Below are 23,432 nucleotides of genomic sequence, written 5' to 3'. Positions count from 1 at the left end.
GTTATTTCAGCCCCATCCCTGCTTTTAGAATGCCAACCGCCACACCACACTCTCGCGGGCCGCCAAGACGGATCGCATCAACAAGCGCTAGATAGTGGTAAAGGATTCTGTCCTTCTTCACCGCTTCCGGCACAGTTTTGTAGAGCGGCTCTATCGCCTGACCACGCTCAGTTCCGAGTGCATCAGGCCAAACCGGAATCAGCCCGCCAGCGCTCTTGATGCTTTTGGACAGCGCGGGTGCGGCGAAGCCGGTTGGAATACCGCGAACCATTGCGCCCGGCCTCACGGGGAAAAAGTATTTCAGAGCGTGCTCGGTGATTTTCAGCAGCTCTCGCCGATTAACTTTCGCAAGCCCGGTGTCGTAGTCATTGGTCAGCAATCCAGACTCGCGACATCTTGCCATGGCGTTGGAAATCTCACTTTTGCTTAGCCCAAGAGACGCCGACAACGCACGCAACGAGTAAGCTTCACTCCAGCTCGTCAGCGGCGCAGAAGGTACGGATTCCGACCACCCTTCCCATCCATCCTCCTCGCCCAAGGGTGAGTCGAACTCCCGGCGGTGGAATACCACGTCTTCACCACCAGTAAGGTAGGTGGCTAGCGACTCCCCCACTCGCCCCCCTGCCGGCATTCGATTTATCTGCTGGGGCTTCAACAATTCCTCAACCCTGTTCGAATTCGACTCAGATTCCATCTCCCCAAAGAGGTTTTCTTCCTGGGCGTGCAGGCTGGCCATCTTGAACAAAAGCAAAATATCTTGACTCTTCATGAAGACAGAAACTCCAAGTGTCCACACTCCATAAAACGTGGACACTTGTCTCATTGAAAATGTCGGACCGTCAAGCCCTTCCGAGATTTATCAGGTTTCACCGGGAAACCTGCCCCGCCGTGTTTAGTTTTGTTTATTTCAAGGTGTCGCAATATCGGATGACACCCGCAGACCTTGTAGGCAAACTCCGAATCTCGCGTTTGGGCACTTTGATGCCTTGTTGCGCTTTTCTTCGACGGGATACTCTCCGGACGTCGCTGACCATTCAGCGATCGGGTGTGGTAACCCGGCGAAACCAGCGCAACAGCGCCTTCATCCCGAACACAGGCATTTTTATGTCTGCGATCTCGAGTTATGGCGGCTGTGCGTGGGACGCCCTCGGGCGTGCCGGTTTCCTTGGTTCCCGGTTTACCACCCTGCGTACAGCTGCCTCCCTTTCGTGTGGTAACGAAAATGGCAGCTCCTCGAACCCAGGAGAAAAACCATGACCAAAACAAATCCGTCAGAACCTGACGAACTGAAAACCATCGGCTTCACCCCCCTCATCTACTGCTCCAACAAAGCGCTGTTCCATGTCAGTCACGGCGTCCCCCTCGGTGATGCGCTAGCCATGGCTTCTGATTTTCTGTTCCTTGCCAAGGAGCTGACTAAAGACGCTGCCTACGCCCGAGACACCGACCGACATGCCTGGGCCGCGCATTACCTGACGGCAATGAGCAAGGCCGTGATTGATGATGCGGTGAAGGTACTGACGCCGCCACCGCCACCTGCCCGGACAAAAGCCGAATCTAAAAAATAGCGGCCCGAAAGCAAGTAAAGGAGCAGAGACGGAATACGTGCAAACACCGCACATCCCCTGTGGGAGCGGGCTTGCTCGCGAAGGCGATCTGTCAGCCGACATAAATGTTGAACGTCAGACCGCTTTCGCGAGCAAGCCCGCCCCCACAAGGGGTTTTCATTGCCTTCAGGACGAAACACCGCCCACAAAAAAGCCCCCGCAACCACAATGGCAACGGGGGCTTTTTGTTGTGGGTTACATCTCTACCTGCGTCCCCAATTCAATCACCCGGTTCAGCGGCAGATTGAAGAAGCGCAAATTGCCGTTGGCGTTCTGCAACATGAAGGCAAACAACGCCTCACGCCAGCGGGCCATGCCTTCGAGTTTGGAGGCGATGACCGTCTCGCGGCTGAGGAAGTAGGTGGTGCGCATCGGGCTGAAATCCAGGTCATCGAGATGACACAGCTTCAGCGCTTGCGGCACGTCCGGCTCGTCGACGAAGCCAAAGTGCAGGATCACCCTGAAGAAACCCTCGCCGTAGGAATCGACCTCGAAACGCCGTGATGCCGGCACCCGCGGGATGTCTTCGTACACCACCGTCAGCAGCACCACCTGCTCGTGCAACACCTGGTTATGCAGCAGGTTGTGTAACAGTGCATGAGGCACGGCGTCCGGGCGCGCAGTCAGGAACACGGCGGTGCCCTGGACGCGATGCGGCGGTTGCACGGCAATGCTGCTGATGAAGATCGGCAGCGGCAAGCCACCCTCGTCGAGACGATCGACCAGCAATTGCTTGCCGCGTTTCCAGGTGGTCATCAGCACAAACAGCACGATACCGGCGATCACCGGGAACGCCCCGCCCTGAATGATTTTCGGCACGTTGGCAGCGAAGTACAGACTGTCCACCAAGAGGAATCCGAGCAACAGCGGAACCGCCAGGATCGGCGGCCATTTCCACAGCAGCAATATCACCGCCGACACCAGGATGGTGGTCATCAGCATCGTGCCCGTCACGGCCACGCCGTAAGCCGCAGCCAGCGCGCCGGAGGATTCGAAGCCCAGCACCAACAGGATGACGCCGACCATCAGCGCCCAGTTCACCGCGCCGATGTAGATCTGGCCTTGTTCGGCACTGGAGGTGTGCTGAATGTGCATGCGCGGTATGTAACCGAGCTGAATCGCCTGACGAGTCAGGGAGAACGCACCGGAAATCACTGCCTGAGAAGCAATCACCGTGGCCAGGGTCGACAACCCCACCAACGGAATCAGCGCCCAGCTCGGAGCCAATAAGTAGAACGGGTTGCGAGCGGCTTCCGGGTCACCGAGCAGCAAGGCGCCCTGGCCGAAGTAGTTCAGCACCAGCGCCGGCAGCACGAGGATGAACCACGCACGGGCAATCGGCTTGCGGCCGAAGTGGCCCATGTCGGCGTACAGCGCTTCGGCACCGGTCAGCGCCAGCACCACCGCACCAAGAATCGCCACGCCCATGCCCGGGTGAACGATGAAGAAACGCACACCCCAGACCGGGTTCATCGCTTGCAACACTTCCGGGTGCTGCAGGATGCCGTAGACACCCAGCGCCCCCAGCACGACAAACCAGGTCACCATGATCGGCCCGAACAGAATGCCGATCCGCGCGGTGCCGTGACGTTGAATCAGGAACAGCGCCACCAGCACGACCAACGACAGCGGCACCACCCAATGGTCGATGCCGTCAAACGCCAGCCCCAGCCCCTCAATCGCCGAAAGAACGGAAATCGCCGGAGTGATCATGCTGTCGCCATAGAACAGCGCCGCGCCGATCAGCCCGCAGACCACCAGCAACGTGCGCAATTTCGGATGCCCGGCCGCAGCCCGCCGAGCGAGGGCGGTCAACGCCATGATTCCGCCTTCGCCCTGGTTGTCGGCACGCAGCACGAACAGCACGTATTTGATCGAAACGACCCAGATCAACGACCAGAAGATCAGTGCCAGAATCCCGAAGACTCCATCATGGTTGACCGGAACCCCATAGTGCCCGGCGAAAACCTCTTTAAGGGTGTACAGCGGACTCGTGCCGATATCGCCATAAACCACACCGACCGCCGCGACCAGCATGCCGATCGGTTTTGCCGCCGAATGCTCAGCGCCCGCCGCCTGACTACTTGCCTGCCCCATCCAAAACTCCTACTACTCAGACCCGGACTTCTTATAAGAAGCACTATGCTTTGCCGTGCAGCATGCGCTGTTTTACATCACGTTACAGACGTTTCATTGACCGTAAAAAATCGGTAAAGCCTAAAGGCGCGAAGCATAGCGCAGCACTCGTCGTATTTCCCTGCATAAAGCTGGTCAAGTGCGCCTCTCATCGCTAGAATTGCGCACTTTTTGATCAGAGGCACGCCAAGTGCCCGCTTGTCGCCTTGCCGTCTTCGGCTGGAGGCGTCACAAATACCGAGGTTAGACATGTCCACCACTCCTGCGCCGGCCAATCCAAAAGTTGGCTTCGTATCCCTGGGTTGCCCCAAAGCACTGGTCGACTCCGAGCGCATCCTTACCCAGCTGCGCATGGAAGGCTATGACGTCGTGTCCACTTACGAGGACGCCGATGTCGTGGTGGTCAACACCTGTGGCTTCATCGACTCGGCCAAGGCTGAGTCTTTGGAAGTGATCGGCGAAGCCATCAAGGAAAACGGCAAGGTCATCGTGACCGGCTGCATGGGCGTCGAAGAAGGCAACATTCGCAAGGTGCACCCAAGCGTATTGGCCGTGACCGGTCCGCAGCAGTACGAGCAGGTGGTCAACGCCGTGCACGACGCCGTGCCGCCGCGCCAGGATCACAACCCGCTGATCGACCTGGTGCCGCCGCAAGGCATCAAGCTGACCCCGCGCCACTACGCCTACCTGAAGATTTCCGAAGGCTGCAACCACAGCTGCAGCTTCTGCATCATCCCGTCGATGCGCGGCAAACTGGTCAGCCGTCCGGTCGGTGATGTACTGGACGAGGCTCAGCGCCTGGTCAAGGCCGGCGTCAAAGAGCTGTTGGTGATCTCGCAAGACACCAGCGCCTACGGTGTCGACGTGAAATACCGCACCGGTTTCTGGAACGGCGCGCCGGTGAAAACCCGCATGACCGAACTCTGCGAAGCCCTGAGCACCCTCGGCGTCTGGGTTCGTCTGCACTACGTTTACCCGTACCCGCACGTCGACGAGCTGATCCCGCTGATGGCCGCCGGGAAAATCCTGCCGTACCTGGACATCCCGTTCCAGCACGCCAGCCCGAAAGTCCTGAAAGCCATGAAACGCCCGGCGTTCGAAGACAAGACTCTGGCGCGCATCAAGAACTGGCGCGAAATCTGCCCGGACCTGATCATCCGTTCGACCTTCATCGTCGGCTTCCCTGGAGAAACCGAAGAAGACTTCCAGTACCTGTTGAACTGGCTGACCGAAGCGCAACTCGATCGCGTCGGCTGCTTCCAGTACTCGCCGGTCGAAGGCGCACCGGCCAACCTGCTGGACGCGGCCATCGTGCCGGACGACGTCAAGCAAGACCGCTGGGACCGCTTCATGGCGCACCAGCAAGCCATCAGCTCGGCACGCCTGCAAATGCGCGTCGGCCGTGAAATCGAAGTGCTGGTCGATGAAGTCGACGAGCAAGGCGCGGTCGGCCGCTGCTTCTTCGATGCCCCGGAAATCGACGGCAACGTGTTCATCGACAACGGCAGCAACCTGAAACCAGGCGATAAAGTCTGGTGCAAAGTGACCGACGCCGACGAATACGACCTGTGGGCTGAACAGATCTAAACGCAAAAAATACGAAAAGCCCTGCTCTCTTGACGAGATGCGGGGCTTTTTTACGTCTATCGTTTTGTGAGGAAAGGATTCTCGACACTCACAGGAAAAGGGGCAGCCGGCCATGCGCCAACATTCGGTCATCCATACGCCGAAACAGAGCGACTACGAAGAACTCACTCAGGTCTGGGAAGCCTCGGTGCGCGCCACCCATGACTTTCTGCCGGACAGCTACATCGAACTGTTGAAGAACCTGGTGCTGACGCGCTACCTCGATGCGGTGATGCTGATCTGCACCAAAGACCCGCGCCAGCGCATCACCGGCTTCGCCGGGGTCGCGGCGGGCAAGATCGAAATGCTCTTCATCGATCCGGCTCACCGTGGTCAGGGCCTGGGCAAGCAGTTGCTACGCTATGCGATGGAACACCTGAATGCCGATGAACTGGACGTCAACGAACAGAACCCGCAAGCGCTGGGGTTCTACTTCAAACAAGGCTTCGAGGTGATTGGCCGTTCGGAAGTCGATGGCATGGGCCAGCCTTATCCGCTGCTGCACATGCGTTTGCGCCAAACACAACAACGCACGCGCAACGGCTGACACAACACAGAACAACTGTGGGAGCGGGCTTGCTCGCGAATGCGGTGTGTCATTCAACAGATAATTGACTGATCTACCGCTTTCGCGAGCAAGCCCGCTCCCACAAAAAGCCACACGGCGCAAATGGAGCCGGGATTAACCGGCGCCCAGCAGGTACAATGCCCACCCCTTTTTTGTTACGGCCCTGTCATGACTGACCCGATTCGTCTCTCCAAACGCCTCATCGAACTCGTCGGCTGTTCCCGTCGGGAGGCTGAGCTGTTCATCGAGGGCGGCTGGGTCACCGTGGACGGCGAAGTCATCGACGAGCCGCAGTTCAAGGTCGAGAACCAGAAAGTCGAGCTCGACCCGGAAGCCAAGGCCACTGCGCCGGAGCCGGTGACCATCCTGTTCAACGTCCCTGCGGGCATGGACGCGGAAACGGCCATGGCAACGATCAGCGCCGAGACCTTGAGCGAAGAACACCGCTACGGCAAACGCCCGCTCAAGGGCCACTTCCTGCGCCTGACCGCCAGCACCGATCTGCAGGCCAACGCCAGCGGTCTGTTGGTGTTCACCCAGGACTGGAAGATCCTGCGCAAACTCACTGCCGATTCCGCCAAGATCGAGCAAGAGTATGTGGTCGAAGTTGAAGGCGACATGGTGGCTCACGGCCTCAACCGTCTGAACCACGGCCTGACTTACAAGGGCAAGGAACTGCCGCCGGTCAAAGCCAGCTGGCAGAACGAAAACCGCCTGCGTTTTGCGATGAAGAACCCACAACCGGGCGTCATCGCCCTGTTCTGCCAGGCCGTAGGCCTGAAGGTTGTCGCCATCCGCCGCATCCGCATCGGCGGCGTGTCCATCGGCAAAGTGCCGTTGGGGCAATGGCGTTACCTGTCCGGCAAAGAGAAGTTCTAAGACTTTTCACGCCGCCACACATTTTGGCGCCGCTGTTTACGCGGCGCCCACTGCTGAATATCAGGATTGCACACCATGATTCATAACGACGTACTGCGCAGCGTGCGCTACATGCTCGACATCAGCGACAAGAAAGTCATCGAGATCATCAAGCTCGGCGGCATGGACGTGGCCCTGGAAGACTTGGTGACGTACCTCGACAAGAAAGAGGAAGACGAGGAAGGCTTCGTACGCTGCCCGGATGAAGTCATGGCGCATTTCCTCGACGGCCTGGTGACCTTCAAGCGCGGCAAAGACGAAAGCCGTCCGCCACAGCCGATCGAAGTGCCAGTGACCAACAACATCATCCTGAAGAAACTGCGTGTGGCTTTCGAATTGAAAGAAGATGACATGCACGCCATCCTCAAGGCCTCCGAGTTCCCGGTGTCCAAGCCTGAGCTGAGCGCGCTGTTCCGCAAGTTCGGCCACACCAACTACCGCCCGTGCGGCGACCAGTTGCTGCGCAATTTCCTCAAGGGCCTGACCCTGCGCGTGCGCCCGCAGTAAACCGCCCATCCCGTAGGAGCACAGCTTGCTGGCGATAGCGTTTCGAGATCGCCATCGCGAGCAAGCTTTGCTCCTACAAGAAGGGCCGGCAAGCGTAGCGCTGTATAGACCCTCATTCCTCGCAAAAATAGTGGCTCCGCTTCCGGCGGCTGACGACTAGGGTGTATTGACCCTCAGCTCTCAGGATTCGCCATGCACCCGTACTTTTCCCTGCAAGGCCGCACCGCCCTGGTGACCGGCGGCACCCGTGGTATCGGCAAAATGATCGCCAAGGCCTATGTCGAGGCCGGTGCCACCGTGTACGTCTGCGCCCGGGATGCCGAAGCCTGCCAGCAAACGGCTGATGAGCTGAGCGCATTCGGTCGTTGCCACGGATTGGCGGCCAACCTGGACACCGAAGAAGGCGTACTTCAACTGGCTACGCGACTGGGCGAGCAGATCGGTCAGCTGGATATTCTGGTGAACAACGCCGGCACCACGTGGGGCGCGCCGCTGGAGAGCTACCCGGTCAAGGGCTGGGAAAAGGTCATGCAGCTGAACGTGACCTCGGTGTTCAACTGCATCCAGCAGTTTTTGCCGCTGCTGCGCAAGGCCGGTTCGGCAGCGAATCCGGCGCGAATTATCAATATCGGTTCAGTGGCGGGCATTTCGTCCTTCGGCGAGCAGGCGTATGCCTACGGGCCGAGTAAAGCTGCCCTGCATCAGCTGTCGCGGATTCTGGCGCGGGAGCTGGTGAGCCAGCACATCAACGTCAACGTCATCGCGCCGGGGCGTTTTCCGAGCAAAATGACTCAGCACATCGGCAATGATGAGCAGGCGTTGGCCGAGGACACTGCGTTGATTCCCATGAAACGCTGGGGCCGGGAGGAAGAGATGGCAGCGCTGGCGATCAGTCTGGCGAGTACGGCCGGGGCGTATATGACCGGGAACATCATCCCGTTGGATGGCGGGTTCAGTCTCTGACCTTCTCCTGATGATCGTTCCCACGCTCTGCGTGGGAATGCAGCCCGGGACGCTCCGCGTCCCAAGAGCGTCCATTGAGGCATTCCCACGCAGAGCGTGGGAACGATCATGGTGTGGGTTATCATGCCCACCCTCACCCCGCCTCGACCCCAGACCATGACCTACAGCGTTTCCCCCATCGGCTTCGTGCGCTCCTGTTTCAAGGAGAAGTTCGCCATCCCGCGCCAGCCACAACTGGCCCCGGCCGCTCGCGGCGTGCTGGAACTGGTGGCGCCGTTCGATCAGGGCGATGCGGTGCAAGGTCTGGAACAGGTCAGCCACGTGTGGCTGCTGTTCCTGTTTCACCAGGCCCTGGAAGAAAAGCCACGACTGAAAGTCCGCCCTCCACGCCTGGGCGGTAACAAATCCATGGGCGTATTCGCCACCCGCGCGACGCATCGGCCCAATGGCATCGGTCAATCCGTGGTGAAGCTGGACAAGGTTGAAGTCAATCGCCTGTGGATATCCGGCATTGACCTGCTGGACGGCACGCCGATTCTCGACATCAAACCTTACGTGCCTTACGCCGACATCATCGATACGGCCTCCAACCGCATCGCCAGCGCTGCGCCGCAGTTGATTCCCGTGCAGTGGACGGATTCAGCGCTGCAACAGGCTCACGACCATGCTCAGCGCCTTGAAGAACCGCTGGTGGAGTTGATCGAGCAATGCCTGGCACAAAACCCACGTCCGGCGTACCAGATTCCTGCACCCGAACGGGAATACGGTGCGCAATTCTGGGACCTGGATGTGCGCTGGCATTACCCCACGCCTGACCTGATCCGCGTTCTCGAAGTCATTCCCGCGAACGTCTGAACGCCAAAAACGAAAAAGCCCGCGCTGCCTTTACAGGCAACGCGGGCTTTTTATGGTAACCACCAAACCAATGTGGGAGCGAGCCTGCTCGCGATGGCGGCGTAACATTCAACGATGACGTTGACTGACGGTCCGCTATCGCGAGCAGGCTCACTCCCACAGGTAGAGCAGTGCAGTGGCTTACTTCTCGACGAACGCTCGCTCGATCAGGTAATCACCCGGCTCGCGCATCCGCGGCGACACTTTCAGGCCGAAGCTGTTCAACACTTCGCTGGTCTCGTCGAGCATGCTCGGGCTGCCGCACAGCATGGCGCGGTCGTCCTGCGGGTTGATCGGTGGCAGACCGATGTCGCTGAACAGCTTGCCGCTGCGCATCAGGTCGGTCAGGCGACCTTCGTTCTCGAACGGCTCGCGGGTCACGGTCGGGTAGTAGATCAACTTGTCACGCAGGGCGTCGCCGAAGAACTCGTTCTGCGGCAAGTGCTCGGTGATGAATTCGCGGTAAGCGACTTCGTTGACGTAACGTACGCCGTGGCACAGGATCACTTTTTCGAAACGCTCGTAGGTTTCCGGGTCCTGGATGACGCTCATGAACGGCGCCAGACCGGTACCGGTGCTCAGCAGGTACAAATGTTTGCCAGGCTTCAAGTCATCCAGCACCAGCGTGCCGGTAGGCTTCTTGCTGATGATGATCTCGTCGCCTTCCTTCAGATGCTGCAACTGGGAAGTCAGCGGGCCATCAGGCACCTTGATGCTGAAGAACTCGAGATGCTCTTCCCAGTTCGGGCTGGCAATCGAGTAAGCGCGCATGAGCGGCCGGCCGTTGGGCTGTTGCAGGCCGATCATCACGAACTGACCGTTCTCGAAGCGCAGGCCCGGATCGCGGGTGCACTTGAAGCTGAACAGAGTGTCGTTCCAGTGGTGAACACTGAGGACACGCTCGTGGTTCATGTTGCTCATGTACGTGGGACTCCTGGAGATTGGTCTGCGCGAGCTCTGCGCCGGCTCTGCAAAAAAATGAGCTGCTGTGCGCAATTGCATCGCATTCTAATGGCAGCCACAATATCTGTTAACTGGATTATTAAGATAAGGGTTATCGGTTATATCGATATGCGATTTACTCTCCGTCAACTTCAAGTATTCGTCGCCGTCGCCCAGCAGGAAAGCGTATCCCGTGCTGCGGGTCTGCTCAACCTCTCGCAATCGGCGGCGAGCACCTCGATCACCGAGCTAGAGCGCCAGTCCAGCTGTCAGCTGTTCGACCGCGCCGGCAAACGGCTGAGTCTCAATGCCCTCGGCAAACAGCTGCTGCCGCAAGCGGTGGCGCTGCTCGACCAGTCCAAGGAAATCGAAGACTTGCTCAATGGCAAGTCCGGATTCGGCTCTCTGGCGGTCGGCGCGACCCTGACCATCGGCAATTACCTGGCCACCTTGCTGATTGGCAGCTTCATGCAGCGCCATCCGGAAAGCCAGGTGAAGCTGCACGTGCAGAACACTGCCAACATTGTGCAGCAGGTCGCCCACTATGAAATTGATCTGGGTCTAATCGAAGGTGACTGCAGCCATCCAGACATCGAAGTGCAGAGCTGGGTCGAGGATGAACTGGTGGTGTTCTGCGCGCCCCAGCATCCACTGGCCAAGCGCGGCACGGCGACCATGGAAGAGCTGACCCACGAGGCCTGGATTCTGCGGGAACAGGGCTCCGGCACGCGACTGACCTTTGACCAGGCCATGCGTCACCATCGCAGCTCGCTGAATATCCGGCTGGAACTGGAACACACCGAAGCGATCAAGCGTGCGGTGGAGTCCGGGTTGGGGATTGGCTGCATTTCTCGCCTGGCACTGCGCGACGCATTCCGTCGCGGCAGCCTGGTGGCGGTGGAGACGCCGGATCTGGATCTGGCGCGGCAGTTCTATTTCATCTGGCACAAACAGAAATATCAGACGTCGGCGATGCGTGAATTCCTCGACCTGTGCCGCGCTTTCACCGCCGGGGTTCAGCGCAGCGACGAGATCGTCCTGCCCACCATCGCTTAAAGCAGGATGACCGCCCACACCAGCCCGATCATGGTTAACGCCACTAACTGAGCGGCGCTACCCATGTCCTTGGCGTTCTTGGACAACGGGTGCAACTCAAGGGAAATGCGGTCGATGGCCGCTTCCACGGCCGAATTGAGCAATTCGACAATCAACGCCAACAGACAGACTGCAATCAGCAACGCCTGCTCGACGCGACTGACGTTCAGGAAGAACGACAGCGGGATCAATATGACGTTAAGCAACACCAGTTGCCGAAAGGCCGCTTCGCCAGTGAAGGCTGCACGCAGACCGTCCAGCGAATAACCGGAGGCGTTGAGGATGCGTTTCAGGCCGGTTTGGCCTTTAAAAGGTGACATAAATTAGGCAACTGACCAAAAAGGAAGTGGGAAAGCTAGAGTAAGCCAAGTCAAAAAAGCGTGAACGCGCCGCGCCTGCTTAGCTCGAAATTGACTCCAGTTGTTGCAGAAGCAACGCCGCCTGGGTCCGGGTCCGCACATTCAGCTTGCGAAAAATCGCCGTCACGTGGGCCTTGATCGTCGCTTCGGAAACGCTCAGCTCGTAGGCAATCTGCTTGTTCAACAAGCCTTCACAGACCATGGTCAGCACACGAAACTGCTGCGGCGTCAGGCTCGCAAGGCCTTCGCTGGCGGCCTTGGCTTCGGCGGAAACGCTGACCGCCTCGAACGCCTGGGGCGGCCAGAACACATCACCATCGAGCACCGCACGCACGGCTTTCTGGATGACGCTCAGATCACTGGACTTGGGGATGAAGCCGCTGGCGCCGAACTCACGGGACTTGACCATGATCGAGGCTTCTTCCTGAGCCGACACCATGACCACCGGAATCTGCGGATACTGACCGCGCAACAACACCAGCCCTGAAAAACCGTAGGCCCCCGGCATGTTCAGGTCCAGCAGCACCAGATCCCAGTCGGACTTCTCGTCCAGACGGGTTTCCAGCTCGGCAATGCTTGCCACTTCCACCAGACGGACTTGCGGGCCCAGGCCCAGGGTCAACGCTTGATGCAGGGCGCTACGGAAAAGAGGGTGGTCATCGGCAATCAGGATTTCGTATGTGGCCATTTTTCAAATGATCCTGTTTTTCAAACAACTCGAGGTACAGCCACGGAGCTGTACCAACAGGGCACGTTCAACGCCAATCACATGGTTATCCCACGTAAAGAATACGGCGTATCAAACTTTGGCCGCGCCCTAATCGGCGCCAAGCATGCCCAGCGAAGTCGGGGTGGTCAAGGTGCTTGGCCAGTACAGTTCTTTGCAGTATGGGCGACAATCGGCGCGGGACAGGGCGCCGATTTACACAAAAGGCATCAGTTCGGCGTGTGCCGGTGTTGAAACATTCATTTCAAGCTGATGCTTGGCATCAAGGTAATGCTGGCTGAACACATCGAAATAAGCGTCCAGTGCCGACGCCGCCGCGGTATCACCCGCCAGATCGAGACACAACGCCGCCACTTCGGCTGTGCATAAATGCTCGCTACGGGTCGATCGGCGCAACCGGTACCGCGATAACTTCTCGGGCAACAGGCTCAGGATCGGCAGCCGGTCAAAGTAGGGGCTTTTGCGGAAAATCTTCCGGGCTTCTGTCCAGGTGGCATCCAGCAGAATGAACAGCGGACGCTTCGAACTATCGGCATCGACGCTGTTTGTGACACGTTCGGGTTCGACGTACTCTCCCGGAAACACCAGATAAGGCTGCCATTGCGGATCGGCCAGCAGCGCCAGCAGTTGCTCGTCAACTTCTGTACGCGACCAGATGAACGCATGGTTATCGCGCACTACATCGGCGATCAGCCAACCGGTATTGCTCGGTTTGAACACTTCCTTGCCCGTCATAATCAGGCACACGCCAGAACGGGCCTCGACCTGTGGGCGCCAGGCGCACAGGCAGTGGCTCTCGATCACGCGGCAGGCTCGGCAACGCGGTGCCCTCCAGCCTCGGGCCTGAATCGGCTTGATGCCCTCTTCCTCTCGCTCATCGCGCAAGCGGGCTACTGCGTTTGCAGCAAAGCGTGGGGTTGCAGGGATCATCGCAGGCAAGGCCGGCAGGGGAAGAAAATCGACACGAAAAACACTCGGCAGGGCAGAAAGTGGCGGCAGTTTATCAGAGCAGCCGGCGCAAGCCTGTACCGTCCAGGCCTCGTCCCCTATAATTCGCCGCCACTGAACGCACAGTCATGTGACGGGTCGAACCACCAGTCACTGAACCAGGAGAGTTTCATGCTGCGCCTTATCGTTCCCACCGCTGCCATTTTGCTGGCGTCGTCCTTCAGCGCTCAGGCTGCTTCATTGAGTGAGCAGAATCTCAACAGAGAGCTGCGAAACGTCGCCACACAAAGCAGTGTTGGTACTCCACGGGCGATCAACGAAGACATTCTTGATCAGGGCTACACCGTCGAAGGCAACACGCTGATCAATCATCTGAGCGTACAAAGCAGCCACGCCAACAAGATGCGTGCCGACCCCAAAGCCGTGTATTTCCAGCTTGGCGCCTCTGTATGCAACAACCCATCGTTCCGCAAACTGATGGCCAAGGGCGCGGTCATGCGTTACGACTTCACTGAAGTGAAGACCAACCGCTCAGTCGGCTCCGCCAGCTATCAGGAATCGGACTGCCCGAAAGCGGCTCCGACCAAGAAGAAGTAATCATCGGGAATTGGCGCGCCGCTGTTCATCCTCGGCGCGCAGTTCTGCCAACAGCGCTTGCAAGTAACGCGAGCGTCGGTCGGCGCCCTCCAGACGTCGGCAACACTCCTCTTCAAGACTCAAATGATTGGTCTCGGCCGATGATTTCAGTAATCGATACAGTTGCGTATCGATCTCCAGAATAACTCTGGTCATACCTTCCCGCCTCCATGCACCTCGCCCTTGCTTGAGCGATAAAATCCTTCAACCGCTTGTAACGAGCGCCCTGCCTTTGACGCAAAGTTGTCGTGTAGTGCCTGTAATTCAGTAAATCAGACTGTCGGACACTCGCCTTGCGTTCGGACGAGCGGTGAAAGCACCTTGCAAATCGCCAATAAGCGGTTGCCAGGAAAGACTTTGCGGCGCAATGATCAGTCAGCGAAAAACACTATGAGGGTCTAAATTCATAGTGTTCACGTTTACTTTTTCAGGGCAGGAAAGGGGCTGCCCAATATGCGACTTGTTGTGCCAATGTTTCCTTCATCCAAGGGAAAAACAGAGCCTGTATGGAAGGAGAAGTTGATGCCTTACCAACCGAATGACCTACTGAGCCGTCATTTTGAAGAAAGCGGCCACGACCTCATCAGAAAGGTCGAAGAGCAACTCAACCTGGTTTCACCCAACAGCCCCAACATCCCGATTTACCGCGACATGATCCTGACCGTGCTACGCATGGCCCAGGAAGATCACAACCGCTGGAATGCCAAGATCACCCTTCAAGCCCTTCGTGAACTGGAACACGCCTTCCGTGTTCTGGAGCAATTCAGGGGGCGCCGAAAGGTCACTGTCTTTGGCTCGGCCCGAACACCTATAGAACATCCCTTATACGGTCTGGCCCGGGAACTTGGCGCCGAGCTGGCGCGCTCGGACCTGATGGTCATTACCGGTGCCGGTGGCGGCATCATGGCGGCGGCCCACGAAGGTGCTGGCCTGGAACACAGCTTGGGATTCAATATCACCCTGCCCTTCGAGCAACATGCCAATCCCACCGTCAATGGCACCACCAACCTGCTGCCCTTCCACTTCTTCTTTACCCGCAAGCTGTTTTTCGTCAAGGAAGCCGATGCGCTGGTCCTGTGCCCTGGCGGTTTCGGCACCCTGGATGAGGCGTTGGAAGTGCTGACACTGATCCAGACAGGCAAAAGCCCGCTGGTGCCCGTGATATTGCTGGACGCGCCCGGCGGCACGTTTTGGCAAGGTGCGCTGGACTTCATCCACCATCAACTGGAGGAAAATCGCTACATCCTGCCGACCGATATGAAACTTGTCAGTCTGGTCTACAGCGCGGAAGACGCTGTTGAGCAGATCAACCAGTTCTACAGCAACTTCCACTCCAGCCGCTGGCTCAAGCATCAATTCGTGATCCGCATGAATCACAAGCTCAGCGACCAGGCGCTCGAACACATGCAAGAAGCATTTGCCGACCTGTGCCTGAGCGATCACTTCCATCAACACGCTTACAGCGGAGAAGAACACGACGAAGCGCAGTTCAGCCACTTGGCGCGGCTCGCCTTCACCTTTAACGCCCGTGATCATGGACGCCTGCGGGAACTGGTGGACTACATCAACCTGCCGGAAAACTGGGCGCAATCCCAACCCCAGGCGCAACAGCGCTCGCGGGAACCGTTCAAGGTAACGTAGTCAAAAAAAACGGCCCGCTATCGAAATAGCGAGCCGTTTCAGTCAATCGTCCATCCCTCGGCCGCTGAACAAGCGGCTGATCATTTCCATGGAATATCCCCGATAACTCAGGAACCTGCCCTGTTTGGCACGTTCCCGGGCGTCTATCGGTAAATGCCCGGAAAACTTTCGCCGCCAGGTGTCTTCCAGTTGTTCCTGCCAGTTGATACCACTCTCGCGCAAAGCAAGTTCGATGTCGGTACGTTGCAGGCCGCGCTGGCTCAACTCTTCACGAATACGCAAAGGGCCATAACCGGAACGGGCACGGTACGAAACAAAGCTTTCTAGATAACGGGATTCGGACAGCAGGCCTTCTTCCGTCAAACGGTCGAGTGCCGTGTCAATCATTTCAGGGAGGGCGCCGCGTTGACGCAGTTTACGCGTCAACTCGACTCGACCGTGCTCGCGTCGAGCGAGCAGGTCCATTGCGGTTCGCCGCACCGCGACGAGTGTATCGAGTACGGCGGTCATCGGATCAATCAGATATCAGCGTCAGCCAGGTCATCAGCAGTCTCTTTGACTGGCGATGCTTTGACGTCCGGCGCCGGAGTCAGCAGCTTGTCGCGCAGTTGCTTCTCGAGCTTGGCGGCGATTTCCGGATTGTCTGCCAGGTACTTGGCCGAGTTAGCCTTGCCCTGACCGATCTTGGTGCCTTCATAGGCATACCAGGCGCCGGACTTCTCGACGAAACCGTGCAGCACGCCCAGGTCGATCATCTCACCGTTGAGGTAGATGCCCTTGCCGTAAAGAATCTGGAACTCAGCCTGACGGAACGGCGAAGCCACCTTGTTCTTCACAACCTTGACGCGGGTTTCGCTACCGACAACCTCGTCACCTTCTTTCACCGCGCCGGTACGGCGGATGTCCAGACGAACCGAAGCGTAGAACTTCAGCGCGTTACCACCGGTGGTGGTTTCCGGGCTGCCGAACATCACACCGATTTTCATACGAATCTGGTTGATGAAGATAACCAGGCAGTTGGCGTTTTTGATGTTACCGGTGATTTTACGCAGCGCCTGGGACATCAGACGGGCTTGCAGGCCCACGTGCATGTCACCCATTTCGCCTTCGATTTCAGCCTTCGGCACCAGAGCAGCCACGGAGTCGACGATGATCACGTCAACCGCGTTGGAACGCACCAGCATGTCGGTGATTTCCAGGGCTTGCTCGCCGGTGTCTGGCTGCGAAACCAGCAGGTCGTCAACGTTGACGCCCAGTTTGCCGGCGTATTCAGGATCGAGGGCGTGTTCAGCATCGACGAACGCACAGGTCGCGCCAGCTTTTTGAGCCTGAGCGATCACCGACAGTGTCAGCGTGGTTTTACCGGAGGATTCAGGACCGTAGATTTCAACGATACGACCTTTTGGCAGACCGCCAATGCCGAGCGCGATGTCCAGACCCAGAGAGCCAGTGGAGATAGCCGGGATCGCCTGACGGTCCTGATCGCCCATACGCATTACGGCACCCTTGCCGAATTGACGTTCGATCTGACCCAGGGCCGCAGCCAAGGCTTTCTTCTTGTTGTCGTCCATTAAAGTCCTCACGTAATCAATAAGGCCTGACGGCCAACACCTGTATAAGTAGCCAGTATTATTCCACAGCGTTTCAGGATCGCCTACCCCTGATTTGAGATTTCTCCAGCGACATGGCGCAGCAGCCCCTCTAGCGCGGCCTTGACCGTTTGTCGGCGGACCTCGTCGCGATTGCCGGGGAAGTGCTGGACCTCGCTGAACACCTGCTCACCGACGCCCCAGGCTAACCAGACGGTGCCCACCGGTTTGCTCGGCGACCCCCCATCCGGCCCCGCCACACCGCTGACCGCCACGGCAAAACGCGCCCGGCTTTTCTCCTGCGCGCCTCGGACCATCGCCTCGACCACCTCGCGACTGACCGCCCCCTCCGTCGCAAACAACTCGACCGGGACATTCAACTGCTCGGTTTTCTGGCGATTGGAATAGGTGACATAACCGGCCTCGAACCATGCCGAACTCCCCGGAACCCGGGTGATCGCCTCGCTGATCCCGCCGCCGGTGCAGGACTCTGCGGCGGTGACGTGGGCATTGAGAACCTGCATGCGCCTGCCAAGTTCAGCGGCCAGTTGGGTGATTTCTTTCACGGTCATCTCCTGAGCAAGCGGAATGAGAACTACCGTACACGAGCGTAACGCGCTTGCAAGGCGAAGGATCGATCAAAATGTTAGCGAGCGAGGGCTCTGATATAAGCCTGACAGGCTTGCAAGGCAATCAGTCCGCAGCTCCCGGCGTCGATGATGGCGATAATTCGTTGCACGCTGCCAGTTCCGCCAGCTGCCGACCAACGCCAATCCTGAAAGCGCCACCTCAGCGCCGCCGAGCCGCCGGCCAACACAGTCAGAAACACAACAACGCCAATGATGCAGCAAGACATCGGGATCAAACCGAAGGCTGGCATAACACCGCCCTCGCCCGCGCCCAGAGTTGCAGACGATCCTGCAAGCCGTTCAACCCACCATTGATGCGGCGGGTGATGCTGTTGAACTGGTCACGGTCGGCCAGTTCGTTGAAGCCATTGTGCTCCCAGAACCAGGCAGCCGATTCAGCGGCCCACCGGGGCTTTTCCAGAAGTGCTGGCAAAAACAGCAAACGATCATCACCGAAGAGTCCGAGACTGCACTGACGGTAATTGTCGCGACCCGTGATCTGAATCAGGCCTCGGCCACGGTATTTTTGACCGTCGCCGTCGGCCTCTGGCGTATTACCCAAGCGTACAGACAGTGCGCCAGTGTCGTACTTTTTCATGTATTGAGCGCTGCCCAACTCACGCACGTGCTGCAACTGCCCCGACTCGTGGCCGACTTGCGCAAGGAACGCAGCAATGCGTTTCGGAGTGTTGATGTTGTGGCGGGTCATGGCGGTGTTGAGTGCGGAAATGAAAACGCCCGCTTGGGAGCAGGCGTTAGGCATAACGATTTGTAGTTGTTGCTGCGTAACAGTCATATAGCCTCCAGAATGCCGGCGGCGACTCGATGTACAAGACTTGGGCAATGATCATGCAGTGGGTCGATCAGCGGAGTGATCTTCATGGGTTTTTCATCGGTGTACTAAAAAACCCGCTTGAGTGCGGGTTTGAGTGAAAGGTACTGGCCTTGGGAAACCCGCGTCCTTGCGGGTCGGATGCCGGTCGGCACCGCTGCTCGCCATTCCATTGGGCTTTGTGTTCAGCGATCCTGGCGGGTATCTCGCGGCGGCACTTCGCAAACGCCAATCCGCTTGGCCGCCCAGCGCTCATAAAGGCCAATGGCAACGTCTGCCCCAGCCATCGCCGTCAGGCAACCGAATGCGCAAGCCGTCCAGATCGACACGCCGGCGGCATACAGCAGCATGATGGCCGAGACCCCGCAGACCATGCAGGCCCCGGATCGCAAGGCCAGGCGCCGCAGCAATGACCAGCCGCGAGCGCCCTCCTTGTCGGCGCGCCACATTTCGCCGGACACCCCGCCCACCAGGGCGAGGACGATGACGAGCCAGATCGGCATCTCCAGCAACGCTTGTTGCTCGTTTGTCATGTCGCGTCTCCTGAGGGGGGATTGATGAGTGATGGGGGGTGTCTTTCAAACGGTCTCTTGAGTTGCCTGACGGTAGGTGGGCATTCCAAAAAGCCCGGCGCTAACCGTAATACTGTTCACTTAAGCGCGGCGTCCACATTTGTGGCGAGGGGATTTAGCGAAACGTCGCACCACCCCGTTGGGCTGCGAAGCGGCCCCAGCGTCTTTTCAGACAGACTAAGTTGTCTGGATTACGACTGCTTCGCAGCCGAACGGGGTGGTGCGGCATTCCGATAACCCCCCCCTCGCCACAGGTTCTAGCTCGACTGAAGAATGTCTTAAGTGAACAGCATTACGGCGCTAACCGGACTTTTCAGAATGCGGTCCTTCGCGTCGACCTTTCGGCGCTACTGGCGCCGTACGGGTCCATTCATATTGTTTTTCCGACCGCGGTCCCTGCCCGCCGGATAACTGCTTGCGGTGCTTTACGCTGCACACCCGGGTCAGTTGCCAACCCTCTGAACCGTTGAGGCCGGTTCATCGCTGCCTTTGTGGTGGAACTAGAGATCTTCGTTTCGAGCTGCTTTGTTGAGCGGCTTGAGACAAAGAATATGCATGAATGCATATACAGTCAATGCATTAATGCATTTGTTTATGCGCTTAAAATGCATTGGCGCATTAAAGCCCCGCAAATGAAGGTGTTGGCGGTTTTCGACAGGCGAAAAAAACCCGCCGGGCAGCGGGTTTTATCTGACAGCGGTGAGGTTAACGGGCGTACATGCCCCACCAGAAAACATGACCGAGGATGACAATCTGCTCTTCCTGGATTTCCTGGAAGGTGTAGTCCTCGTCCGGATGTTCATCGCGATTGAAGCTGCGCAGGCGTATCCCTGTCGGCAGACGATAAAGCTGTTTCACTCGCAACTGGCCGTTGTGGTTGATGGCGTAGAGGTCACCATCCACGATGTCACCAATCCCGCACTTGCCGGCGTTGACGCCTACCGTGGCGCCGTCGCGCAGCACCGGCAACATACTGTTGCCGCGCACCGTCACGCATTTGGCCTGGTCGAACTGAACACCGTTGTGGCGCAGGCTCCGCTTGCCGAAGCGCAGGCTAGAGCGCTCGCTCTCTTCGATGACGAATCTTCCTGATCCTGCAGCCAATTCAACCTCGCGAAGAAAGGGGACCGATACCTCGTCATCATCAACAGGCGTATCGTCGTCCCACAGACTTATGTCCTTGAGCTCCGAATGCAGTTGATCGCGCCCGGCGCTGGCTGCCGGCACGACATCCGCTCGCCCCCGCAACTGGTCGGTGCTTACGCCGAAGTACTCGGCAATCTTCGAGATGTGTTTATCCGAGGGATCGACGATCTTCCCGCTGAGGATCCGCGAGAGAGTGGATTGAGGCACGCCGGTGCGACGGTGAAGCTCCGTAGGGGAGATCCCGTGCTGAACGAGCAGCGCTCTTAAGACGGTAGAAACATTGCGTTTTTGCATAAAACGCATAGTGCTTGTTCTTTTCGCGGAAGACAAATGCCAAATTGCATAAATTGCGCATATGCGGTGCATACACCGAAGAAATGTATCGCGGGGCTTTCATGCCTGCGTCGGGTGGACCGCCCATGTTAACCTTGCGCCCATCGCGGAAAAGCCGGGCCGATGCCCCTCCTTTGCCCTACACCTTTCAACGAATTTGCCTGATTATCCGATGAATAAAGCGCTCTCTGATCTGTCCTCCCACACGCCAATGATGCAGCAGTACTGGCGCCTGAAAAACCAGCACCCTGACCAGTTGATGTTCTACCGCATGGGCGACTTCTACGAGATCTTCTATGAAGACGCGAAGAAGGCCGCCAAGTTGCTGGACATCACCTTGACCGCCCGTGGGCAGTCGGCGGGCCAGGCGATTCCGATGTGTGGGATTCCTTACCACGCCGCGGAAGGTTACCTGGCGAAACTGGTCAAGCTCGGCGAGTCGGTGGTGATCTGTGAGCAGGTCGGCGACCCGGCGACCAGCAAGGGACCGGTGGATCGTCAGGTGGTGCGGATCATCACGCCGGGTACGGTCAGCGATGAAGCGCTGCTGGATGAACGTCGGGACAATCTGATCGCAGCGGTGCTGGGTGACGAACGTCTGTTTGGCCTGGCGGTGCTGGATATCACCAGCGGCAACTTCACCGTGCTGGAGATCAAGGGCTGGGAAAACCTGCTGGCGGAACTGGAGCGCGTCAATCCGGTGGAGCTGATGATCCCGGATGACTGGCCGAAGGATCTGCCGGCGGAAAAACGTCGTGGCGTTCGTCGCCGTGCGCCGTGGGATTTCGAGCGTGACTCGGCACTGAAAAGTCTTTGCCAGCAGTTTTCCACCCAGGACCTGAAAGGTTTCGGCTGCGAGAACCTGACCCTGGCCATCGGCGCCGCCGGTTGCCTGCTCAGCTACGCCAAGGAAACCCAGCGCACCGCCCTGCCCCATTTGCGCAGCCTGCGCCATGAACGCCTGGACGACACCGTGGTGCTGGACGGCGCGAGCCGTCGCAACCTGGAACTGGACACCAACCTGGCCGGCGGTCGCGACAACACGTTGCAATCGGTGGTCGATCGCTGCCAGACCGCCATGGGCAGCCGTCTGCTGACCCGCTGGCTGAACCGCCCGCTGCGGGATTTGACCGTACTGCTGGCGCGCCAGACCTCGATCACCTGCCTGCTTGACGGTTACCGTTTCGAGAAACTGCAACCGCAGCTCAAGGAAATCGGCGATATCGAACGGATCCTGGCGCGGATCGGCCTGCGCAATGCCCGTCCTCGCGACCTGGCTCGCCTACGCGATGCGCTTGGTGCATTGCCTGAGTTGCAAGTGGCGATGACCGAGTTGGAAGCCCCGCACATCATTCAGCTGGCGAAGACCACCAGCACCTACCCGGAACTGGCGGCGCTGCTGGCAAAAGCCATCATCGACAACCCACCGGCCGTCATCCGTGACGGTGGTGTGTTGAAAACCGGTTACGACGCCGAACTGGACGATTTGCAATCGCTCAGCGAAAACGCCGGGCAGTTCCTGATCGACCTCGAAGCCCGCGAGAAGGCCCGTACCGGTCTGTCGCACCTGAAAGTCGGTTACAACCGCATTCATGGCTACTTCATCGAGTTGCCAAGCAAGCAGGCTGAATCGGCGCCGGCAGACTATATCCGTCGCCAGACGTTGAAAGGTGCCGAGCGCTTCATTACGCCGGAACTGAAGGCGTTCGAGGACAAGGCCTTGTCGGCGAAGAGCCGCGCCCTGGCGCGCGAGAAGATGCTCTACGAAGCACTGCTCGAAGATTTGATCGCCCAGTTGCCGCCGTTGCAGGACACCGCAGCGGCACTGGCCGAACTGGACGTGCTGAGCAACCTTGCCGAGCGCGCGCTGAACCTCGATCTGAACTGTCCGCGTTTCGTTAGCGAGCCGTGCATGCGCATCAGCCAGGGTCGTCACCCGGTGGTCGAGCAAGTGCTGACCACGCCGTTCGTGGCCAACGACCTGAGCCTCGACGACAACACCCGCATGCTGGTGATTACCGGTCCGAACATGGGCGGTAAATCCACCTACATGCGCCAGACCGCACTGATCGTGCTGCTGGCACACATCGGTAGCTTCGTTCCGGCGGCCAGTTGCGAGTTGTCGCTGGTGGATCGGATCTTTACCCGGATCGGCTCCAGCGATGACCTGGCCGGCGGACGTTCGACCTTCATGGTCGAAATGAGCGAAACTGCGAACATTTTGCACAACGCCACCGAACGCAGCCTGGTGCTGATGGACGAAGTCGGTCGCGGCACCAGCACCTTCGACGGTCTGTCCCTGGCGTGGGCGGCGGCCGAACGCCTCGCGCATCTGCGGGCTTATACGCTGTTTGCCACCCACTACTTCGAGCTGACCGTGTTGCCGGAAGCCCAGCCATTGGTGGCTAACGTCCACCTTAACGCCACCGAGCACAACGAACGCATCGTGTTCCTGCACCACGTGCTGCCAGGGCCTGCCAGCCAAAGCTACGGCCTTGCGGTAGCGCAGTTGGCCGGTGTGCCGAGCGAAGTGATCGTGCGCGCTCGCGAACACTTGGGCCGGCTGGAAGCGACCGCCCTGCCTCATGAAGCTCCCAAGACCGCCAAAGGCAAACCAGCCACGCCGCAGCAGAGCGACATGTTCGCCAGCCTGCCGCATCCGGTGCTGGATGATCTGGCCAAACTTGATCTGGACGACATGACGCCGCGTCGTGCGCTCGAAATGCTCTATACACTAAAGACACGGATCTAACGCACTTGCCTG

Annotated in this window: 25 protein-coding genes; 11 read left to right on the top strand and 14 right to left on the bottom strand. The window is 58.6% G+C overall.

Annotation, left to right across the window (positions count from 1 at the left end; translation table 11 throughout):
• Position 1: 1 nt before the first annotated feature.
• Positions 2–769: a MarR family transcriptional regulator gene (locus PFAS1_RS17690; protein WP_076029951.1), complete on the bottom strand. Its 768-nt coding sequence runs from the start codon at positions 767–769 to the stop codon at positions 2–4.
• Positions 770–1,253: 484 nt separating this feature from the next.
• On the opposite strand from PFAS1_RS17690, the gene PFAS1_RS17685 reads away from it, so the two are divergent.
• Positions 1,254–1,568, top strand: a complete 315-nt coding sequence (locus PFAS1_RS17685; RefSeq protein WP_076029950.1) for a DUF3077 domain-containing protein — start codon at positions 1,254–1,256, stop codon at positions 1,566–1,568.
• 234 nt (positions 1,569–1,802) lie between these two features.
• On the opposite strand, the gene PFAS1_RS17680 is transcribed toward PFAS1_RS17685, so the two are convergent.
• Positions 1,803–3,704 (bottom strand): potassium transporter Kup, encoded by a 1,902-nt coding sequence (locus PFAS1_RS17680; RefSeq protein ID WP_076029949.1) that lies wholly within the window; start codon positions 3,702–3,704, stop codon positions 1,803–1,805.
• A 77-nt stretch (positions 3,705–3,781) separates the two neighbouring features.
• Positions 3,782–3,994, bottom strand: a complete 213-nt coding sequence (locus PFAS1_RS17675; protein WP_076029948.1) for a hypothetical protein — start codon at positions 3,992–3,994, stop codon at positions 3,782–3,784.
• Here PFAS1_RS17675 and rimO point away from each other — a divergent pair.
• From rimO to tsaA, 6 genes are all read left to right on the top strand, one after another.
• A complete protein-coding gene (rimO, locus tag PFAS1_RS17670) occupies positions 3,993–5,330 on the top strand; it encodes a 30S ribosomal protein S12 methylthiotransferase RimO (RefSeq protein WP_010462684.1) in 1,338 nt (445 codons plus the stop codon). The two genes, PFAS1_RS17675 and rimO, sit on opposite strands and share 2 nt — an antisense overlap.
• A 112-nt stretch (positions 5,331–5,442) precedes the next feature.
• Positions 5,443–5,916: a GNAT family N-acetyltransferase gene (locus PFAS1_RS17665; RefSeq protein WP_076029947.1), complete on the top strand. Its 474-nt coding sequence runs from the start codon at positions 5,443–5,445 to the stop codon at positions 5,914–5,916.
• A gap of 189 nt (positions 5,917–6,105) precedes the next feature.
• The gene (locus PFAS1_RS17660; protein ID WP_076029946.1) at positions 6,106–6,816 is read left to right on the top strand and encodes an rRNA pseudouridine synthase; all 711 of its coding nucleotides are present in this window, start codon (positions 6,106–6,108) and stop codon (positions 6,814–6,816) included.
• Between the two features lie 75 nt (positions 6,817–6,891).
• Positions 6,892–7,362, top strand: a complete 471-nt coding sequence (locus tag PFAS1_RS17655) for a YehS family protein (protein ID WP_074874076.1) — start codon at positions 6,892–6,894, stop codon at positions 7,360–7,362.
• Positions 7,363–7,554: 192 nt separating this feature from the next.
• On the top strand, positions 7,555–8,325 hold the full coding sequence (locus PFAS1_RS17650; RefSeq protein ID WP_076029945.1) for an SDR family oxidoreductase: 771 nt from the start codon (positions 7,555–7,557) through the stop codon (positions 8,323–8,325).
• Between the two features lie 156 nt (positions 8,326–8,481).
• Positions 8,482–9,180 carry a tRNA (N6-threonylcarbamoyladenosine(37)-N6)-methyltransferase TrmO gene (tsaA, locus tag PFAS1_RS17645; RefSeq protein WP_076029944.1) on the top strand — a complete coding sequence of 233 codons (699 nt, stop codon included), beginning with the start codon at positions 8,482–8,484 and terminating at the stop codon, positions 9,178–9,180.
• A gap of 180 nt (positions 9,181–9,360) precedes the next feature.
• On the opposite strand, the gene fpr is transcribed toward tsaA, so the two are convergent.
• Complete coding sequence (gene fpr, locus PFAS1_RS17640; protein ID WP_008054100.1) at positions 9,361–10,140, bottom strand: ferredoxin-NADP reductase; 780 nt, start codon at positions 10,138–10,140, stop codon at positions 9,361–9,363.
• 150 nt (positions 10,141–10,290) lie between these two features.
• Between fpr and PFAS1_RS17635 the strand changes: the two genes are divergently transcribed.
• The gene (locus tag PFAS1_RS17635; protein WP_074879619.1) at positions 10,291–11,217 is read left to right on the top strand and encodes a LysR family transcriptional regulator; all 927 of its coding nucleotides are present in this window, start codon (positions 10,291–10,293) and stop codon (positions 11,215–11,217) included.
• Here PFAS1_RS17635 and PFAS1_RS17630 read toward each other — a convergent pair.
• From PFAS1_RS17630 to PFAS1_RS17620, 3 genes are all read right to left on the bottom strand, one after another.
• Complete coding sequence (locus PFAS1_RS17630; RefSeq protein WP_074879622.1) at positions 11,214–11,576, bottom strand: diacylglycerol kinase; 363 nt, start codon at positions 11,574–11,576, stop codon at positions 11,214–11,216. The two genes, PFAS1_RS17635 and PFAS1_RS17630, sit on opposite strands and share 4 nt — an antisense overlap.
• A gap of 79 nt (positions 11,577–11,655) precedes the next feature.
• A complete protein-coding gene (gene erdR, locus PFAS1_RS17625; RefSeq protein ID WP_074879624.1) occupies positions 11,656–12,303 on the bottom strand; it encodes a response regulator transcription factor ErdR in 648 nt (215 codons plus the stop codon).
• A 234-nt stretch (positions 12,304–12,537) separates the two neighbouring features.
• Positions 12,538–13,272, bottom strand: a complete 735-nt coding sequence (locus tag PFAS1_RS17620; protein ID WP_074879627.1) for a tRNA-uridine aminocarboxypropyltransferase — start codon at positions 13,270–13,272, stop codon at positions 12,538–12,540.
• A 189-nt stretch (positions 13,273–13,461) separates the two neighbouring features.
• Here PFAS1_RS17620 and PFAS1_RS17615 point away from each other — a divergent pair, with 189 nt between their 5' ends.
• The gene (locus PFAS1_RS17615) at positions 13,462–13,887 is read left to right on the top strand and encodes a PA3611 family quorum-sensing-regulated virulence factor (protein ID WP_033053929.1); all 426 of its coding nucleotides are present in this window, start codon (positions 13,462–13,464) and stop codon (positions 13,885–13,887) included.
• Here PFAS1_RS17615 and PFAS1_RS17610 read toward each other — a convergent pair whose 3' ends face one another.
• A complete protein-coding gene (locus PFAS1_RS17610; RefSeq protein ID WP_008153987.1) occupies positions 13,888–14,082 on the bottom strand; it encodes a hypothetical protein in 195 nt (64 codons plus the stop codon).
• A 366-nt stretch (positions 14,083–14,448) separates the two neighbouring features.
• Here PFAS1_RS17610 and PFAS1_RS17605 point away from each other — a divergent pair, with 366 nt between their 5' ends.
• Positions 14,449–15,567 (top strand): LOG family protein, encoded by a 1,119-nt coding sequence (locus PFAS1_RS17605; protein ID WP_076029943.1) that lies wholly within the window; start codon positions 14,449–14,451, stop codon positions 15,565–15,567.
• A gap of 42 nt (positions 15,568–15,609) precedes the next feature.
• Here PFAS1_RS17605 and recX read toward each other — a convergent pair whose 3' ends face one another.
• From recX to PFAS1_RS17570, 6 genes are all read right to left on the bottom strand, one after another.
• Positions 15,610–16,077, bottom strand: coding sequence for a recombination regulator RecX (gene recX / locus PFAS1_RS17600; RefSeq protein WP_008010154.1), 468 nt, complete (start codon positions 16,075–16,077; stop codon positions 15,610–15,612).
• Positions 16,078–16,085: 8 nt separating this feature from the next.
• A complete protein-coding gene (gene recA / locus PFAS1_RS17595; protein ID WP_076029942.1) occupies positions 16,086–17,138 on the bottom strand; it encodes a recombinase RecA in 1,053 nt (350 codons plus the stop codon).
• A gap of 83 nt (positions 17,139–17,221) precedes the next feature.
• A complete protein-coding gene (locus PFAS1_RS17590; RefSeq protein WP_076031546.1) occupies positions 17,222–17,722 on the bottom strand; it encodes a CinA family protein in 501 nt (166 codons plus the stop codon).
• A 295-nt stretch (positions 17,723–18,017) separates the two neighbouring features.
• Positions 18,018–18,581 carry a glycoside hydrolase family 19 protein gene (locus tag PFAS1_RS17580; RefSeq protein ID WP_076029940.1) on the bottom strand — a complete coding sequence of 188 codons (564 nt, stop codon included), beginning with the start codon at positions 18,579–18,581 and terminating at the stop codon, positions 18,018–18,020.
• 221 nt (positions 18,582–18,802) lie between these two features.
• Positions 18,803–19,150: a phage holin family protein gene (locus PFAS1_RS17575; RefSeq protein WP_074879641.1), complete on the bottom strand. Its 348-nt coding sequence runs from the start codon at positions 19,148–19,150 to the stop codon at positions 18,803–18,805.
• Positions 19,151–19,894: 744 nt separating this feature from the next.
• Positions 19,895–20,629, bottom strand: coding sequence for a LexA family transcriptional regulator (locus PFAS1_RS17570; protein WP_076031545.1), 735 nt, complete (start codon positions 20,627–20,629; stop codon positions 19,895–19,897).
• A gap of 211 nt (positions 20,630–20,840) precedes the next feature.
• Here PFAS1_RS17570 and mutS point away from each other — a divergent pair, with 211 nt between their 5' ends.
• Positions 20,841–23,420 carry a DNA mismatch repair protein MutS gene (gene mutS, locus PFAS1_RS17565; protein WP_076029939.1) on the top strand — a complete coding sequence of 860 codons (2,580 nt, stop codon included), beginning with the start codon at positions 20,841–20,843 and terminating at the stop codon, positions 23,418–23,420.
• Positions 23,421–23,432: the final 12 nt, after the last annotated feature.

The organism is Pseudomonas frederiksbergensis, assembly GCF_001952935.1.
Lineage (GTDB): Bacteria > Pseudomonadota > Gammaproteobacteria > Pseudomonadales > Pseudomonadaceae > Aquipseudomonas > Aquipseudomonas frederiksbergensis.
The sequence above is the reverse complement of the archived record's forward strand: the minus strand, read 5'-3'. Positions and strand labels throughout refer to the sequence as shown.